Source organism: Pseudoalteromonas ardens (assembly GCF_030125445.1).
Taxonomy (GTDB): domain Bacteria; phylum Pseudomonadota; class Gammaproteobacteria; order Enterobacterales; family Alteromonadaceae; genus Pseudoalteromonas; species Pseudoalteromonas ardens.
Genome location: NZ_JASJUV010000002.1, coordinates 842,027 through 857,862 on the forward strand (window position 1 = coordinate 842,027; position 15,836 = coordinate 857,862).

At 47.7% G+C, this 15,836-nt stretch carries 14 protein-coding genes; all 14 read right to left on the reverse strand.

Annotated elements, in window-relative coordinates; all coding sequences use genetic code 11:
- Nucleotides 1–35: 35 nt before the first annotated feature.
- On the reverse strand, nucleotides 36–974 hold the full coding sequence (lhpI, locus tag QNM19_RS08700; RefSeq protein WP_049863238.1) for a bifunctional Delta(1)-pyrroline-2-carboxylate/Delta(1)-piperideine-2-carboxylate reductase: 939 nt from the start codon (nucleotides 972–974) through the stop codon (nucleotides 36–38).
- 10 nt (nucleotides 975–984) lie between these two features.
- On the reverse strand, nucleotides 985–2,061 hold the full coding sequence (locus QNM19_RS08705) for a M24 family metallopeptidase (RefSeq protein ID WP_284026601.1): 1,077 nt from the start codon (nucleotides 2,059–2,061) through the stop codon (nucleotides 985–987).
- Complete coding sequence (locus QNM19_RS08710; protein ID WP_049863239.1) at nucleotides 2,058–3,086, reverse strand: proline racemase family protein; 1,029 nt, start codon at nucleotides 3,084–3,086, stop codon at nucleotides 2,058–2,060. The genes QNM19_RS08705 and QNM19_RS08710 overlap by 4 nt, the downstream gene beginning before the upstream one ends.
- 57 nt (nucleotides 3,087–3,143) lie before the next feature.
- Entirely contained in the window at nucleotides 3,144–6,149 is a 3,006-nt protein-coding gene (locus tag QNM19_RS08715; protein WP_049863240.1) for a TonB-dependent receptor domain-containing protein, read from the reverse strand.
- A gap of 467 nt (nucleotides 6,150–6,616) precedes the next feature.
- Entirely contained in the window at nucleotides 6,617–8,479 is a 1,863-nt protein-coding gene (locus tag QNM19_RS08720) for a DUF885 domain-containing protein (protein ID WP_049863241.1), read from the reverse strand.
- A 116-nt stretch (nucleotides 8,480–8,595) separates the two neighbouring features.
- A complete protein-coding gene (mltG, locus tag QNM19_RS08725) occupies nucleotides 8,596–9,609 on the reverse strand; it encodes an endolytic transglycosylase MltG (RefSeq protein WP_156202159.1) in 1,014 nt (337 codons plus the stop codon).
- Entirely contained in the window at nucleotides 9,606–10,373 is a 768-nt protein-coding gene (pabC, locus tag QNM19_RS08730; protein WP_049863243.1) for an aminodeoxychorismate lyase, read from the reverse strand. The genes mltG and pabC overlap by 4 nt, the downstream gene beginning before the upstream one ends.
- A 114-nt stretch (nucleotides 10,374–10,487) precedes the next feature.
- Nucleotides 10,488–11,726: a beta-ketoacyl-ACP synthase II gene (gene fabF, locus QNM19_RS08735; protein ID WP_010382118.1), complete on the reverse strand. Its 1,239-nt coding sequence runs from the start codon at nucleotides 11,724–11,726 to the stop codon at nucleotides 10,488–10,490.
- A gap of 84 nt (nucleotides 11,727–11,810) precedes the next feature.
- Nucleotides 11,811–12,047 carry an acyl carrier protein gene (gene acpP, locus QNM19_RS08740; protein WP_010374019.1) on the reverse strand — a complete coding sequence of 79 codons (237 nt, stop codon included), beginning with the start codon at nucleotides 12,045–12,047 and terminating at the stop codon, nucleotides 11,811–11,813.
- Nucleotides 12,048–12,256: 209 nt separating this feature from the next.
- Entirely contained in the window at nucleotides 12,257–13,003 is a 747-nt protein-coding gene (gene fabG / locus QNM19_RS08745; protein ID WP_049863244.1) for a 3-oxoacyl-ACP reductase FabG, read from the reverse strand.
- A gap of 15 nt (nucleotides 13,004–13,018) precedes the next feature.
- Nucleotides 13,019–13,945, reverse strand: coding sequence for an ACP S-malonyltransferase (gene fabD / locus QNM19_RS08750; protein ID WP_049863245.1), 927 nt, complete (start codon nucleotides 13,943–13,945; stop codon nucleotides 13,019–13,021).
- Nucleotides 13,946–14,004: 59 nt separating this feature from the next.
- On the reverse strand, nucleotides 14,005–15,048 hold the full coding sequence (gene plsX / locus QNM19_RS08755) for a phosphate acyltransferase PlsX (RefSeq protein ID WP_049863246.1): 1,044 nt from the start codon (nucleotides 15,046–15,048) through the stop codon (nucleotides 14,005–14,007).
- Nucleotides 15,049–15,059: 11 nt separating this feature from the next.
- Complete coding sequence (gene rpmF, locus QNM19_RS08760) at nucleotides 15,060–15,230, reverse strand: 50S ribosomal protein L32 (protein ID WP_010382129.1); 171 nt, start codon at nucleotides 15,228–15,230, stop codon at nucleotides 15,060–15,062.
- Between the two features lie 11 nt (nucleotides 15,231–15,241).
- Complete coding sequence (yceD, locus tag QNM19_RS08765) at nucleotides 15,242–15,766, reverse strand: 23S rRNA accumulation protein YceD (RefSeq protein WP_049863247.1); 525 nt, start codon at nucleotides 15,764–15,766, stop codon at nucleotides 15,242–15,244.
- Nucleotides 15,767–15,836: the final 70 nt, after the last annotated feature.

The window sequence follows — 15,836 nt, forward strand, 5'->3', positions numbered from 1 at the left end:
AACGTTGTTTATTCCTCCTTGTCGATTTCCACATCTTAACTTTGCTCCAGCACCAGTTTCGCGGCCAGCAAATCACTGAGCGCTGTACCAACCGATTTAAACAACGTAATTTCACTGCCACCCTGCCTCAGGAAACAGTTTTTCCGCGCCATGTCGGCCAGCTCTCCTGCAACTTGATCTGCACTAAACACCCCTTCCGCAATGGGAATAAGCAACTCTCCAGCTTCATTCAGAACATTGGTTTTACTGTCAACATATACCCGGCTGGCTAGCAATGTCGCAGTATCAATCTCCCGTGCATCTTTATGATGATTCCCAATCAGATCTATATGCGTTCCCGGACTCAACCAACGCCCGTCAAACAACGGGATGTGGCTACCAGTCGCAGCACAAATTACATCTGCTGAACCTATGAGCTCAGCATTACTCTGTCCCATCACGAAGCTAACCTCAGGAAAGGCTTGTGACAATGTCGTTTTAAGGGTTTCCCCTTTATCTGGGTTTCGGGCAACCAGCGTCACTTTATCGTAGTTCCTCACCGCCAGATGGGCACGCACCATGTAGGGTGCCAGATTCCCTGCACCAAACATCACCAGATGCCTCGCGTCTTCTCTGGCTAAATAAGATGCCGCGAGCGCAGAAACAGCAGCAGTGCGCCATAAAGTCACCTGAGTGCCATCCACCAGTGCCAGAGGCTCACCATGCTCACGATCAAACAACATGATTTTTGAATACAGGCTGGCTTTTCCATGTGCTTCATTGCCCGGAAAGTAAGTAAACGCCTTAACACCTATCACTGAGTCATTCCATGCTGGCAGCACAGCAAAAGCGTCATGATTAGTGGCCTGTGCATCCAGCTCAAAAACGCTACGTCTGGGCATGGTATGGGCGCTCGCAAACCCTCGCTGCAGTGCAGCAATCAAAGTGGGAAAACTGAGTGCCTGCTGCACCTGCTCTCGCTCTATCATTTTCATAGTGCCTCCTTTATAACTCAAAATCTTGGGGAGCATGAGTCAACAACTCATAGCCAGAGTGAGTAATCACAATATCTTCTTCCAGTCTTACCCCACCAACACCCGGAATATAAATCCCAGGCTCAATGGTGATCACATTGCCAGGTTCCAAGCGGTAATCGACTCCCGGTTTAATGAAGGGCTGTTCATGCAGAAAAAGCCCAAGACCGTGGCCCAGCCCTTCTCCTGCATACTGAGCAAAATCACTGTTTATCATAACCGCGTGCGCTGCTGCGTTGAGTACCTGACAATCCTCGCCTGCACAGGCCCTTGTCAGTGCTGCCTGCTGAGCGCTTTGTACCGTATCAAATATGCTGCGCTGCTCCGCACTGGGTTTTCCATACACATAAGTGCGTGTCATATCAGAACGATAACCATCAACAACGGCGCCAAAATCAACCAAGATCAAATCGCCATGCTGAAGCTTCTGTGTCGAGGGGTTACCATGGGGCAAGGCACTGCGTGGGCCAAATAAGAGAATGGTCTCAAAAGATACTCCTTCAGACCCCAGCTTTTTCATACGATAATCCAGTTCTAGGGCCAGGTCGCGCTCACTGACCCCTTCTTTTACAAGTGGCAAGGTATCGGCCAATGCCTGGTCAGCGATTTGAGCGGCCTGACGAATGCAAGAAATTTCCTGCTCAGTTTTCACTTGCCGTAATTGCTCTATAAAACCTGTGCTGGGGGTTAATACACGACCAGAGAGCTCACGACTGATCTCTTGCCACTGGCTTACATCAATGTGTGCAGCATCAAATGCCAGCGCCTTGAGCTCTGCGGATAGGCGATTAAGGCACTGACCCAAACTTTCAGTGTCTCTGTGCCTTAGTATGACATCGGCTTGCTGCGCTTCAGCCTGCGCGCGCTCATAGTAGCGGTAGTCTGTGATCAACTGACACTGCTCATGGCTGATCAATAGCGTTGCAGCATGCCCGCTGAACCCACACAAGTAACGAATATTTTCATAGCCGAATACCACCATAGCCTGGTACCCGGATGACCTCAGCAAATTGCGTAAATTGGTTTGTCTTTGTAGATACTGATTCATCGTAGAATAAACCCTTGTTGAATTGGATCCTCAGGATCCAAGCAAAATCTATGTTCTGCGGTAACATATGCCTCGCCTGTCACTTTTGGCCGCACCGCATCCCGACCGTCATATTGGCAAAACCCATCGATACTGACATCAAATCCGGATGCCAGTATCCCTTCAATATGGATAGTCTCGCCCCTGGCAAGTGCTCCCTGCGCGGCCAGTAATGCGGCTCTGCCGCTAACACCTGTACCTGTGGGGCTGCGATCTAGCGAACCATCAGCAAAAATACACACATGACGACTATGGCAATGTGACCCGCTCACCTGAGAGTTGGAATAGAACACGACGCCATATAAGAAACTCAAGGACGTATCTTCGGGGTGATCAAGTTGAATCTTGCCTGTTAATGCACGTTTTATTTTCCTGCCCAGACAAATGATCTCTTCACTATTTTGCAGACTCAGAGCCAGATCAAGTTGATCGGCGTCGATATAGGCATAATAAGCACCACCAAATGCAATATCACCGTACACAGTGCCCATTCCGGCCAGTGTTACCGGCACATTCAGCTGACAAACAAAAGACGCGACGTTGTAAAATCCCACCTGTTTTTTGTCGCCAGAATAAAACGCGCAGATCTGCCCCGCAGGCGTATCCATCTTCAACTGTTGCTCGCTCACAGTCTCTGAGCTCTGGGTTCTTGCCAACTCAGTCAGCGCAATTACCGCATGACCACACATGGTGGAATACCCCTCATTGTGCATAAACAAGACGCCAAAGGCGCTGTCTGCACGCTGCGGCTTTGTCAGTAACGCACCATACATATCAGCATGTCCGCGTGGCTCATACATCAGCATTTTGCGCATGTCTTCATAGTGCGTCAGGCAATACAGGCGTTTGTCGACCATATTATTCCCTTTCGGCTCAGGCAAACCTGAGGTAATAATACGCAGCGGTTCGCCAGCCGTGTGCATGTCCAATGCTGTTATTTGTGTCCAGTGCTGTGGCATCTGCCACCGGTTAAAATCAAGTTTCATCACTTCTCCATAAAGAAAAGCCGGGCACGAAGCCCGACTAACCAGGGAAACAAACGATCAGAAAGTAAAACGAGCAACCAGGGAAATGTAGCGCTCCTCCTGACGACGAGTCACCAGACCATAATCTGGATTAAGCTCCAGCTCCTGGCCTTCTACCGAGCTATTTCGTGTTCTCGTTTCGGTGATGTCCAACGCAGCATCGTTATTCAGCAAGTTGTATACTGTGGCTTTGAGCATCAAATCATGACCTGAAATTTCAGTGGTATAAGTCATGGATAAATCTATGTTGGTCAGCCAAGGTAAGGTATCAATGCTGCCTCGCGGCGCCGGGTTGCCGTGCTCGTCATAATGGCTAACATGACCGTAATCCCGGCTCACACACGCATCCCAGGGGCTGCCGCTTTTACAGCTATCAACATTACGGGGGTGCAAAGATAAGTAGTTGGTCGGGCGACCAGAAATGGCGCGCGCAACCATTCCCAGTGTAAACTCATCAGTCAGCTCATATGCACCGGCAAACTTAAACGCATGGCGGTGATCATTAGGCAAATTGCCGTAACCATTGTCCATTAGATCTGCATAATCATAAGACGTTGTCCAGCCGGGGTCTGCTTGGTTATTGTCGGTTTTGACCAACCCCTCGGTGTTACCATAGCTATGTGACCAGGTATAAGATGAGTTGATCCTCAAACGGTCTGTGAGGCTGCCTTCAAGCGTAAACTCCAGCGCCAGATACTTACGCTTAGCTTGCTGTAATGCCAGCTCTTCTGCACTCAGGTTTATCTCATCCACCTGACCATCGCCGTCGAAGTCGTAGCTCATAGTAATGGCTTCGCCCGGGTTATTCAGCACATAGTAGGAACTTTGCCCGACATTGTCTGAAATACCCATTTCAGCTAACTTTTTCGCTAACACAGGACCTACATCGGTGTCTTCTACGCTACGCCCCAAATCTCGATAAATGGCACGAATACCAAGTGCCATATCGCCGAACACTTCTTGCTGATAACCCAAAGTGAATTCATCTGAATACATAGGCTTTAGGCTTGATGAAGCAATCAACCCAGGTTCGGTAATGCCGCGCTGACGCCAGTAACGATCACGAAGTTGTGCGCCTCGGCTGGGAGAGCCATCTGCGCCCAGTACTGGCAGTCCATTGGCATCCACTTCGTCCAATGCATAATACTCAAACCATTCAATGGAAGAAGACCCTTGTGTCACGTTCATATTGACCGAAACGGGCTGAAAATAACGACCATAGGTTGCAAAGATTTTTGCACTGCCATCACCGTGTAAGTCATAAATGGCCTGCAACCGGGGTGCAAACTGATCTTTCATATCAACGAAAGCACGCCCATCGGACACAGTATTTTCAAATTCACTGTATCTGAAGCCCAAATTCAGTACCAGATTATCCGTCGCCTGCCAGCTGTCGTTTACATAGAATGCCAGTGCAGTTGAATCAGAATCCACCTCTCTGGTGCGCACCCGACGTTCAATATAATCCGTGCCCTGTGGCGCACCAGAAATATCGTCTTCTGACGCGGTTAAGATAGTCCACCACCCCTGAGCCTCACCTAAGCCATTTTGACCTTCATAATAGTCAACCGTGATCTTGCTGTAATCCAGACCAAATGACACCGAGTGCATTTCGAGATCCCAGGTAAAATCGAGTTTAAACTGATCGCGCACAAACTCTTCTTCCGTGACACTGCTCGCGGTATGAGACGACACCGTGACAAAGCCATCGCGCTCATCCCACACACCCGGCTCTGTGGATGCGACCACGTTTTCGACATTTTCCGATACCCGACCCAATACAGCGGAGACTGAGAAAAAGTCATTGATATAACCGTTGTAATTAAGACTGTATACTTTACCGCCATCTTCGCCTGGGGCAGCAACACCGCGTTGCTCTCCAATTACATTAGTTTCCCAGTCGTAGGCAAAAGAGGTTGTTTCCCAGGTCCGCTTATTGTTCATCGCAGAGAACCCAATTGAGTGGTCTTGATTGATAAACCAATCCAGCTTGGCAAACCAACGATCCTCCTCTCTCTCCCTATCGTTATAAACCGTCTGTCTTGCCCAGGTTTCATTTTCCCGATAGGGTGCTAACAAGCCATAAAAAAACAGCGAATCCTCAATAAGCGCACCACTTGCCCACACCTGAAGCTCTTTAAACGTTTCAGTAGATTGCTGCGTATTAGTGTAATATCCCACCACACCATTTTGCTGGTAAATGGCTTCATGTTGATTGCGCAAGCTATCCGGGTCATAACGCATTTCTACACCCAGTTTAAAATCGTTATCACCGGATTTTGAAACCGCATTCACAATCCCACCGAGTGCTCCGCCAAATTCAGGGCTAACACCGCCCGTTTTCACCTGAGTTTGCCCAATGGCTTCCCAGGGCAAGCGAATAGATCCCAACCCTGTACGAATACTGGTGACATTCAGACCATTAAAATAATAACCATTTTCTGCGGAGGAAGAGCCCCCAAAGCTGGAGGCATCTTTGAACTCAGAACCCCCTGGCTCAGCGGTACCTGGAGCCAGTAGTGCGATACTCTCAAAACCGCTATTAACAGGCATGGCTTTAATTTCTTCATCTGTGTATGTGACACCCGCAGTCGATGAAGCCATATCGACCCGACGAATGGCAGTACCTGACACAGCGATACGCTCAATATCCGTGGCACCGACGCGATAGAGTTGCGCATCCAGCAGCACTGACTGGCCAATGTTTACCTGGATCTGTTCTTCCATAACCGACTCAAAGCCATCTTTGCTAATCGTTACCTGATACTGACCAACAGGCAAATTACGCAGGATATATTCGCCCTGAGCATTGGTTGTTGCGCTGAAGGTCAATCCCTTCGCTTTATGTGTAAACACCAGCTCGACTTCATTGAGCTCACTGCCCTGCCCACTGACGATATTACCTCTGACCAGACTGTTACCGTCCGCTGCAAATACAGGCACCGCGCTCCCTATTGCGAGCGCTATTGCACTCGCAGCCAGAGTATGACGGATCGCCTGCGTATTATTTTTATTGTTACGCATTTCTAATTCCTGTTGAGTTCCCATTGATGATTTGCCTGTAATAGGCCTATTCACCCTACAATGAATTTATATTGTATACAATATTTTTTATTCACTTGTTGCTTTATTAGCAATGAAAGCAATACCAATTTGCTTAATTAAGTGAGCTATTTTGAGGCGAGAAAATAGGGTCGATAACACCGCTCCCGCGTCCTGCTATCGCTGAGGCATCTACATCCCTATAGGCGAGGCAAAAATTTGTGAACCTATGTCTAAGGTATAAGGTTCTAAATGAGAAATTTTTAACGCTGTTAGCGTCCTATTTGCTCCTTCAAATAGACCAGGTATTAAGTGAAATTAGTACAACAATAAGGGACAAAGTAGTAATGCGATGGCGTTGCCTGGGATTAAACAAGCAGAAATGAAATTGATATCAACCTGTTAAGGCCGAATGAAGAATAAAAAAGGTGGCTTCGCCACCTTTTTCTTTAACTTTGTGATGCCACCCAGCGGTCAACATCATCTTCTACAATGGCCAGTGGCCTTGCGCCTTTAAGCAAAATGACATCATGGAACGCTTTTACATCAAACTTATCACCCAGCGCCTTACGGGCTTTATCACGTAATTCAACGAGTTTGATCATACCCAGTTTATAACCAAGCGCCTGTCCTGGCCAGGCAATATAGCGGTCAATGGCCGACGTCACATCGCTCATTGCCGAGCCTGTTGCCTCCGCGAAATACTCTATCGCCTGCTGACGCGTCCACTGTTTATAATGCAGACCCGTATCAACCACCAGGCGCGCGGCGCGATAGGCTTCAGCCTGTAAACGACCCAGATCACCGAACGGATCGCCTTCGTACATGCCCATTTCGTAGGCAACGAGTTCAGAATACAGAGCCCAGCCCTCAATATAGCCATTGAATGACGCATTCTGACGCATCAGACCTATGTCTGTTTGCAACATATTCAGGGCAATCTGGAAGTGATGACCGGGAACCGCTTCATGATAGGTCAACGTTTTCATACCAAAGCTGGGTACCGCTTTCATGTCTTTAAGGTTGATGGCAAATACACCCGGACGGCTACCATCCAAAGAAGGGGCACTGTAATAGCCACCCGGAGCGCCGGCTTCAACTTCTTTGGGAATACGACGAACCTCAACTTTTTGGGGCGGCAATGTCGAGAAGTATTGCGGTGCCTTTTTATTGATGGTCTCAATTTCACCCCTTAAAAAGGTTAACAGGGCTTCTCTTCCAGCATCACTGTCTTCGTATAAAAAACGCGGCTCATCGTTGAGCTGCTTCATACGATCGCCCACAGAGCCCGTAGTATAGCCATTTTCGCGTAGGATCTGATCCATACGCTCGGTGATCCGTTTAACTTCGGCCAGACCAATATCATGGATCTGCTGCGCGCTGAGATCTGAGTCAGCCAGATAGGTAATTTCATGCTGATAGAAAGCTTCCCCGCCTGGCTGAGCCCAGATCCCGACTTTTTCAGGCGCTTTTGCTTGTAACACTTCCAGATCAGCAATCACACGGCGATATGCTGGATAAACCTTCTGGTCAATTAATACTGTAGCTGCACTAATAAGCTCGGCTCTTTGTGCTTCAGAGATTGACTTAACTTTGGATAACTTGGACTCGAATGAAGTAACCAACGGGTGTTTCTTGCCTGAATGTGCGGTGAAGTTATTCAGGTAACCGAATGTATTCGGAAACAGGACCTTGGGCAGGATAATGCCTTTTTCCGCATCGTCTGCCAATTTATCCCGGACTTGATCTGTCAATGTTGCAAACGCTTCTAGCCTGCTCAGGTAATCTTGTGCGTCCTGCAGGTTCTCAACGCTGTGCTGATCTTTGAGTAGATTGGGAATGTCTACCAGAGGTCCGGAAAGCTGGTTAACGATATATGGGAGGTGCCCGCCCCAGGTGTCGATATAGCCGCCACTAAATTGTGCATCACCAGCATAGTAGCGCGCCAGCACTTCGTTCACACGCAGGTGCAAGCGATCATCTTCGCTCATGTTATGTGATTGCAGCCGTTGTAACTTTTCCGCGGCGTTATTCATATCAATTTGCAGTGCCTGCATACCAGATGCTGAGTAATCAGGTAACCTGTCGGCATAACTACCGTATTGCTCAGCAGGCAACTTTAACGAGGTTGCCAGCGCAGGCTGATGATCAATGAAGGTTTGCGTATATGCGTTAACTTGCTTGTCGATGTCGGCACGGGATAATGGTGCAGCGGCAGTGGCTGCTGAATCGGTCTGATTGACCCGGCTATCCTGAGCACAGCCCGACAGAGCCATCGCTACAGCGAGCGTGAGCGCGTTCAACTTATTCATTTCAGAGCTCCAGTTTTTTATTCTGTGTAGTGTCGTGATGCTGGTATACCATATTTGTCTACAATATACAGCTGCTTGAGATCAGAGATTAAGGGCACTCACTCATTTTCAAGCACTTAGCCCTTATGTTTATTCAATATATAACGCTGTACCGCCCGGTTATGCTCTTTTAAGGACTTGGAAAAATAGTGGCTGCCGTCACCTTTGGAAACAAAATAAAGATAATCGGTCTGTGCGGGTTGCGTTGCCGCTTTAATTGCATCAAATGATGGCATTGCGATAGGCGTTGGAGGTAACCCTTTAATTCTGTATGTATTATACGGCGTATACTCGCGCAAATGACGACGCTTAATGTCTCCGTCAAAGCTATCACCCAGACCATATATCACTGTTGGATCAGTTTGCAATCGCATTTTTCGGTTCAGACGGTTTACAAAAACAGACGCTATCACTGGCCGCTCCTGTGCTTTACCCGTCTCTTTTTCAATGATGGACGCCAATATCAATGCTTCATAAGCTGAACTTATGGGCAGATCCTGTGCACGTTGCTGCCAGGCCACCGCCAGCTGGGCTTGCATACGTTCACTGGCATGCCTGAGCAAGGTGGACGCTTTATTGTGGGCATGATAATGATAGGTCTCAGGATACAGCCAGCCTTCCGGGTGAGAGTCCACAGCGCCAAACAGCTCATCTGCATCTCCCCCAACGTGCAGAGCAAGATCCGTGTCAGTCAGGTCAAAATCGATAAAAGGAGCGGCTTTGAGGTTTGCCAATACCTGTTTAAAGGTTTGCCCCTCTATAATCGTGAACATAAAGTCGGCCTGTGCACCGGTGGATAACTTTGACAGCGCGTCCAGCACGCTCACGCCTTGTAATTCATAAACACCCGCTTTAACGTTAACCCGCTCAGGGAACAATTTCCCGTAAACTTGGTAAGGCAGGCAACGCTCAATCCAGTGCACTTCTTGCCAGCGCTGACAAATTGCCGCAAAAGTATCACCCCGTTTAACCTCAAAATAGCGAGTATCACTCAGCAAAGGCGCATCGCTAACTTGCGACACATACTGTGCGACTGTCAGCATAACAACGACCAAGCCAGACAACAAAAGTAAAATCAGTTTTCTCATCATGTTTTAACAACAAGCTCCGCAGCCAATGCCTGTGCCTGACTCAGACTAAATTGCTGATGCGCTATCTGACGCACAGGTACAAGGCCCATCAGGCTGTTACACAGATAAACAGCATCCGCTGCACATACAGAAGTTAAGTCCAACGTATCCGTTTCTATGGTGTTATGCAGTTGCAGGCTTGAGAGAAACACCCCCTGGATCCCACAGCGAGACAAATCCGGGGTATACCAACGCTTATCTTTACAAATCAGAATATTCGCGGCGGAGCTTTCAATCACCTCCCCCTGTAAATCCATGACCAATACGTCATCAGCGTGCTTGGTAGCGGCATTTTGTTTAATGAGGACCTGCTCAAGGCGATTCAGTGTTTTCAACCCGGCTAACAAAGGTTGGTGGCCCAGGCGAACATCAGACAGGGCAAGACACACGCCGTTTTCACGCCAATCGGCATAGTGAGCAGGATAAGCTGATGAAGAGACCAAAGTAGTTGGCCTTGGTTCGTCAGGTAATCCATAGCCTCTGCCGCCCTCGCCTCGGGTGATCACCACCTTGAGTACTCCATCATTTAGCTTCGTCGCAACGCTTTCGCAGTGTTCTGACAACGCATTCAGGTCAAGCGCCGGAAAATACAACGCGCTTGCACACCGCTTTAGACGTTGCAAGTGTCCTTCCCACCTGTCTAGCTTGCCTTCATACACTCTGACCGTTGTAAAAAAGCCATCGCCGTAATTTAATCCCCGATCCCGGCTGTTTACCTGCTGCATCACTCTTTACCACCTCAAAAATATTAGCCCAACTGTACCATATTCATTGTTGAGACAACGTCAAAAAGGCATAAAAAAACCCGGCTCTGCCGGGCTTTTATGATTTATCTACTATCAGACTTTCTTAAATAGCAAAGAGCCATTTGTTCCGCCGAACCCAAATGAGTTACATAGCGCATAGTCCAACTTAGCATCACGTGCAGTATGTGGCACATAATCTAAGTCACACCCTTCGTCTGGATTGTCCAGGTTGATAGTCGGTGTCACTTTTTGGTGCTGTAGTGATAAAATACTGATAATAGACTCTACAGAGCCTGCAGCCCCCAACAAATGGCCCATCATTGATTTAGACGAGCTCACCATCACATCTTTGGCAGCATCACCGAACACAGACTTAACCGCAGAGGTTTCAGCTTTGTCACCCGCTGACGTAGACGTACCATGCGCATTGATGTAGCCAACCTGCTGAGCATTGACACCCGCGTCTTGTAAGGCATTTTCCATCGCCAATGCAGCACCGGCACCGTCTTCAGGCGGCGATGTCATATGGTATGCATCACCACTCATGCCAAAACCAACCAGTTCTGCATAAATCTTAGCGCCACGCGCTTTAGCATGCTCATACTCTTCCAGTACAATCACACCAGCACCATCAGCCAGTACAAAACCGTCACGATCTTTATCCCAGGGACGAGACGCGGCTTGTGGGTCGTCATTACGTGTAGACAGAGCGCGGGCTGCGCTAAAGCCACTCATACCAATTGGCGTTGATGCTTTCTCGGCACCACCGGCAACCATAGCATCTGCATCACCGTAGGCAATCATACGCGCCGCATGACCAATATTATGCAGACCTGTCGTACATGCCGTAACGATAGAGATATTAGGACCTCTCAGACCATGCATAATCGACAAATGACCCGATATCATATTGATAATGGTCGAAGGTACATAAAATGGAGACAGCTTTCGTGGACCACTGTTAAGCAACTTAACATGGTTCTCTTCAATCAGTGTCAGGCCCCCGATCCCAGAACCCACAGCAACACCAACACGATTGGCATTGTCTTCTGTGATTTCTAATCCAGAATCTTTAAGCGCCTGTACGCCCGCAGCAACACCGTACTGAATGAACAAGTCCATTTTCTTGGCGTCTTTCTTTGACATGAATTGAGTCTCGTCAAAATCATTGACCAGACCCGCAAATTTAGTACCGAACTGAGTAGTGTCAAAGTGCGTGATATTGCGAATACCACTTCGGCCTTCTAACAAGCCCTGCCAGGTTGACTCAACGTCATTACCTAACGGCGTCAACATACCTAAGCCAGTTACTACGACTCGACGTTTAGCCACGGTTTCCTCCAAAAGGGATTTTCGAAATGATGGGGGGTATAAAGAATCAGGGCAGCGAACGCTGCCCCAATTTAAAGCCGTTAATTACTCAGCGTGAGCAGTAACGTAGTCGATCGCTGCCTGAACAGTAGTGATTTTCTCAGCTTCTTCGTCAGGGATCTCAGTGTCGAACTCTTCTTCAAGAGCCATTACCAGCTCAACAGTGTCAAGAGAATCAGCACCCAGATCGTCTACGAAAGACGCTTCTGATTTTACTTCTTCTTCTTTAACACCTAGTTGCTCAACGATGATTTTTTTTACGCGTTCTTGGATGTCGCTCATTCTTCTTTCCTTTATTTAAACGCTATCGCGTTAATTTCAGATTGCGGCGTAGTTTACGGCGCATCATACTGTGATTCAAGGATTGACCATGACTTTTTTTTCTGGTCAAACCTGTTACTAAATATTTTTTACTTTTATCGCCTATTTTACTAGCAATTTCAAGTAAGATTGCCGCAAGATCACAAAAACTTCAATCTCGCTGACAATTGTTACACCATGTACATAGCGCCGTTTACGTGTAAAGTTTCGCCTGAAACATAAGCACCAGCGTCTGATGCGAGGTAAACAGCTGCTGCTGCGATCTCTTCCGGCTTACCAAGACGTCCTGCCGGCACGTTCGCGAGCGTTGCCGCTTTTTGCTCGTCAGTTAGCTCATCAGTCATGTCAGTTTGGATAAAACCAGGTGCGATCACATTCACAGTAATACCCCGTGATGCGACTTCACGAGCCATCGATTTCGAGAAACCAATAACACCCGCTTTCGCAGCAGCGTAGTTTGCCTGACCTGCGTTACCCATAGTGCCTACTACTGAGCCGATATTGATGATACGACCCGATTTTTTCTTCATCATAGGACGCAAAACAGCCTTAGACAATCGGAAAATTGAGCTCAGATTGGTATCAAGAATCTCATCCCACTCTTGATCTTTCATCCGCATCAATAGGTTATCACGGGTAATACCGGCATTGTTTACCAGCACATCTACATCACCCAAGTCTTGTTTAATCGCCTGTAGTGTTGCTTCAATTGAATCTGCATCGGTTACATTAAGTTTGTACCCTTTACCATTGTCACCCAGGTACTCAGAGATTTTGTCTGCACCTGACTCACTTGTTGCGGTACCAGCTACTTTTGCACCCTGTGCAACCATTGCGTTCGCGATTGCTTTACCAATGCCTCGGCTTGCGCCCGTGACAAGTACAACTTTACCTGTCAAATCAAATAGGTTTGTCATATATAATTCCGTCATTTACTTTGCAGACGTGATTGCGGCCGCATCATTGACGGCGCTGCACGCTACAGATTTATCAATTCGCTTGGCCAGACCGGTCAGTACTTTACCTGGACCAAATTCGTAAGCCTGTGTGATCCCTTCTTTCGCCAATTGCTGAACAGTCTCGGTCCAACGAACCGGGCTGTATAATTGACGAACAAGTGCATCTTTAATTGCTTCACCACATTGCTGCTGTGCGACATCAACATTATTGATAACAGGGAATGTCGGCGCAGAGAACTCAATCTCTGCCAGATCTGCAGCCAGTTGCTGCGCAGCCGGCTTCATCAGCGCACAGTGAGAAGGCACACTGACAGCCAATGGCAATGCGCGTTTAGCGCCCGCTTCTTTACAAGCAACAGATGCACGCTCAACCGCTTCTTTATGGCCGGCAATGACCACCTGACCCGGTGAATTATAGTTAACAGGAGCTACCACTTGCTGATCAGCCTGCTCTGCACAGATTGTCGCGATGACATCATCGTCCAGACCAATAATTGCCGCCATAGAACCCGTACCTGCTGGCACTGCCTGCTGCATGTACAGGCCGCGTTTTTCTACCAACTTAACTGCCGTGGCCAGATCAAGCACACCTGCACACACCAGCGCTGAATATTCACCCAGGCTGTGACCTGCCAATACCAGCTCAGCGCCGACCTGTTCAGTCTGCCACTGGCGGAAAATCGCAACACTGGCAGTCAGCAATGCCGGCTGAGTGCGATGTGTTTCGTTCAATTCGCTTTCAGGACCATCAACGACTAATTTAGCTAAGTCGTAACCCAGTGCTGCAGAGGCTTCTGCAAACGTGTCCTGAACAACCTGGGAAGTTTCTAATAATTCCGCCAGCATACCAACGCTCTGAGAGCCCTGGCCTGGGAATAGTAAAGCAATCTTTTGTGACATAGTGTGCTCTTTTGATTTCTATATCCTGCCGTTTCCTTAGCAACACTATTTGGATGAAACTAGGATCTGGCAGATGTCTCTTCAATCGGCGCCATTTCTTCAAAGGTCGCCTGGATCTTATCTGGAATACGTCTGTCGATCTCTCTGGCCGCTTCTTCGATAGCAGCCATAAATGCCTTCTTCGACGCATTTCCGTGACTTTTCACTACAATACCGCGCAATCCTACCAGACTTGCGCCATTATACTGGTCGGGGTTCACACGTTTATACAGTTTTTTTATGACGGGTCTAAGTAAAAATGCCAGACAGCGGTAAAAAAGGTGCTTTTTCAACGCTTTTGTAAACCTAAACATGATAAGTTTGGCAATTCCTTCACAGGTTTTCAATGCGACATTGCCAACAAACCCTTCACAGACAATGACGTCTGACTTACCCGAAAATATATCACTGCCTTCACAATAACCCTGATAGTTAATGACTGGACAGTCCTGCATTAATTTAGCAGCTTGCTTGATACCATCATGCCCTTTGATATCTTCCAGTCCAATGTTGAGCAAATGTACCTTGGGTCTGTCCAGTTTAAGCGCCGCACCCGCAACAATGGATCCCATAATCGAGAACTGTAATAAAGTTTCAGGGTCGCACTGAACATTAGCGCCTAAGTCTAACAGGTATACGGGTTGTTTCTTTTCTGTGGGTACAGACGTAATAAGAGCTGGTCGTTTGATGCCCGGCAGCATCTTCAATACATAATGGGCCATGCTGAGTAGTGCACCTGTATTACCCGAGCTCACGCAAGCTTGTGCTTGTCCGGCTTTCACGAGATCCAGTGCAACGCGCATAGAAGAGTTGCGTTTGTTACGCAGCGCCTGAGCAGGTTCGCAAGTATTGGTGACGACTTCATCGCAGTGTTTGATGATTAAACGTGGATGAGACAGCGCATTGGCTTTTTCCAGTGCACTTTCAAGAACTGTACGGTTGCCACATAGCAACAGTATCAAACGGGGGTGTTTTTCTACCGCTTCGATTGCGGCGGGTATTGATGAACGGGGGCCGTAATCGCCCCCCATCATATCTAACGCTATGGTTAGATCAGCGTGCATAAAGCAATCTCTTACTTAGAAATTACTTTTTCGCCTTTGTAGTAACCGTCAGCAGTTACGTGGTGACGACGGTGAGTCTCACCAGAAACTTGATCTACTGTTAGTGTAGGACCGTTAATAGCATCGTGTGAACGACGCATGCCACGACGTGAACGTGACACTTTACTTTTTTGTACCGCCATTAGCCTATCTCCTAAGAATCTTTCTTAAGTTGTTTTAAAATTTCAAATGGATTTGGTTTGCTCTCTTGTTCTTCTATGTCACCAAAGCTAACTGGCTTATCAGAAAAAGAACAAGATCCTTCTTCATGCTTAGGAACGATGGGGATCGCCAGTATCAATTCGTCTTCGACAATTTGCCGGAGATTCATCTCACCTTCTTCATCCAACTCCACAACATCATAGCACTCAGGAAGTTCGTCCGACTCTGCACCTAATCCGACTGGCGAATACGCAAAGTCTTGTTCCAAATCCAACCCTAGTTCATCGTTACAACGTTGACACAACACAGTGACTTTGGCCTGTACGCTTCCACGTACCACAACCAAACCTTGCTGGTCTGTTTCGCAACGAATAGTTACCGCTATTTCACCTACTTGATCTTGCACAACTTGCTGCAAACGAGAAAGTTCTTCAAGCGCTATCACACCGTCATAACTGGCCCGGCGCTGTGCCGCTTTGCAAGGATCAATGGTGATGGGAATTTTCACCTTTTGCATAGGGGCTGCATCATATAGATAGTTACTGCTTTAGTCAAAGCAAAATTAAACTTTCATATTGTTTTTAGCC

Coding starts and splice junctions, on each gene's coding strand:
- fabG (WP_049863244.1), bottom strand. CDS start 13,003: ATGACAAACCTATTTGATTTGACAGGTAAAGTTGTACTTGTCACGGGC.
- mltG (WP_156202159.1), bottom strand. CDS start 9,609: ATGATGAGAAAACTGATTTTACTTTTGTTGTCTGGCTTGGTCGTTGTT.
- QNM19_RS08720 (WP_049863241.1), bottom strand. CDS start 8,479: ATGAATAAGTTGAACGCGCTCACGCTCGCTGTAGCGATGGCTCTGTCG.
- acpP (WP_010374019.1), bottom strand. CDS start 12,047: ATGAGCGACATCCAAGAACGCGTAAAAAAAATCATCGTTGAGCAACTA.
- QNM19_RS08715 (WP_049863240.1), bottom strand. CDS start 6,149: ATGCGTAACAATAAAAATAATACGCAGGCGATCCGTCATACTCTGGCT.
- lhpI (WP_049863238.1), bottom strand. CDS start 974: ATGAAAATGATAGAGCGAGAGCAGGTGCAGCAGGCACTCAGTTTTCCC.
- pabC (WP_049863243.1), bottom strand. CDS start 10,373: ATGCAGCAGGTAAACAGCCGGGATCGGGGATTAAATTACGGCGATGGC.
- QNM19_RS08710 (WP_049863239.1), bottom strand. CDS start 3,086: ATGAAACTTGATTTTAACCGGTGGCAGATGCCACAGCACTGGACACAA.
- plsX (WP_049863246.1), bottom strand. CDS start 15,048: ATGCACGCTGATCTAACCATAGCGTTAGATATGATGGGGGGCGATTAC.
- yceD (WP_049863247.1), bottom strand. CDS start 15,766: ATGCAAAAGGTGAAAATTCCCATCACCATTGATCCTTGCAAAGCGGCA.
- rpmF (WP_010382129.1), bottom strand. CDS start 15,230: ATGGCGGTACAAAAAAGTAAAGTGTCACGTTCACGTCGTGGCATGCGT.
- QNM19_RS08705 (WP_284026601.1), bottom strand. CDS start 2,061: ATGAATCAGTATCTACAAAGACAAACCAATTTACGCAATTTGCTGAGG.
- fabD (WP_049863245.1), bottom strand. CDS start 13,945: ATGTCACAAAAGATTGCTTTACTATTCCCAGGCCAGGGCTCTCAGAGC.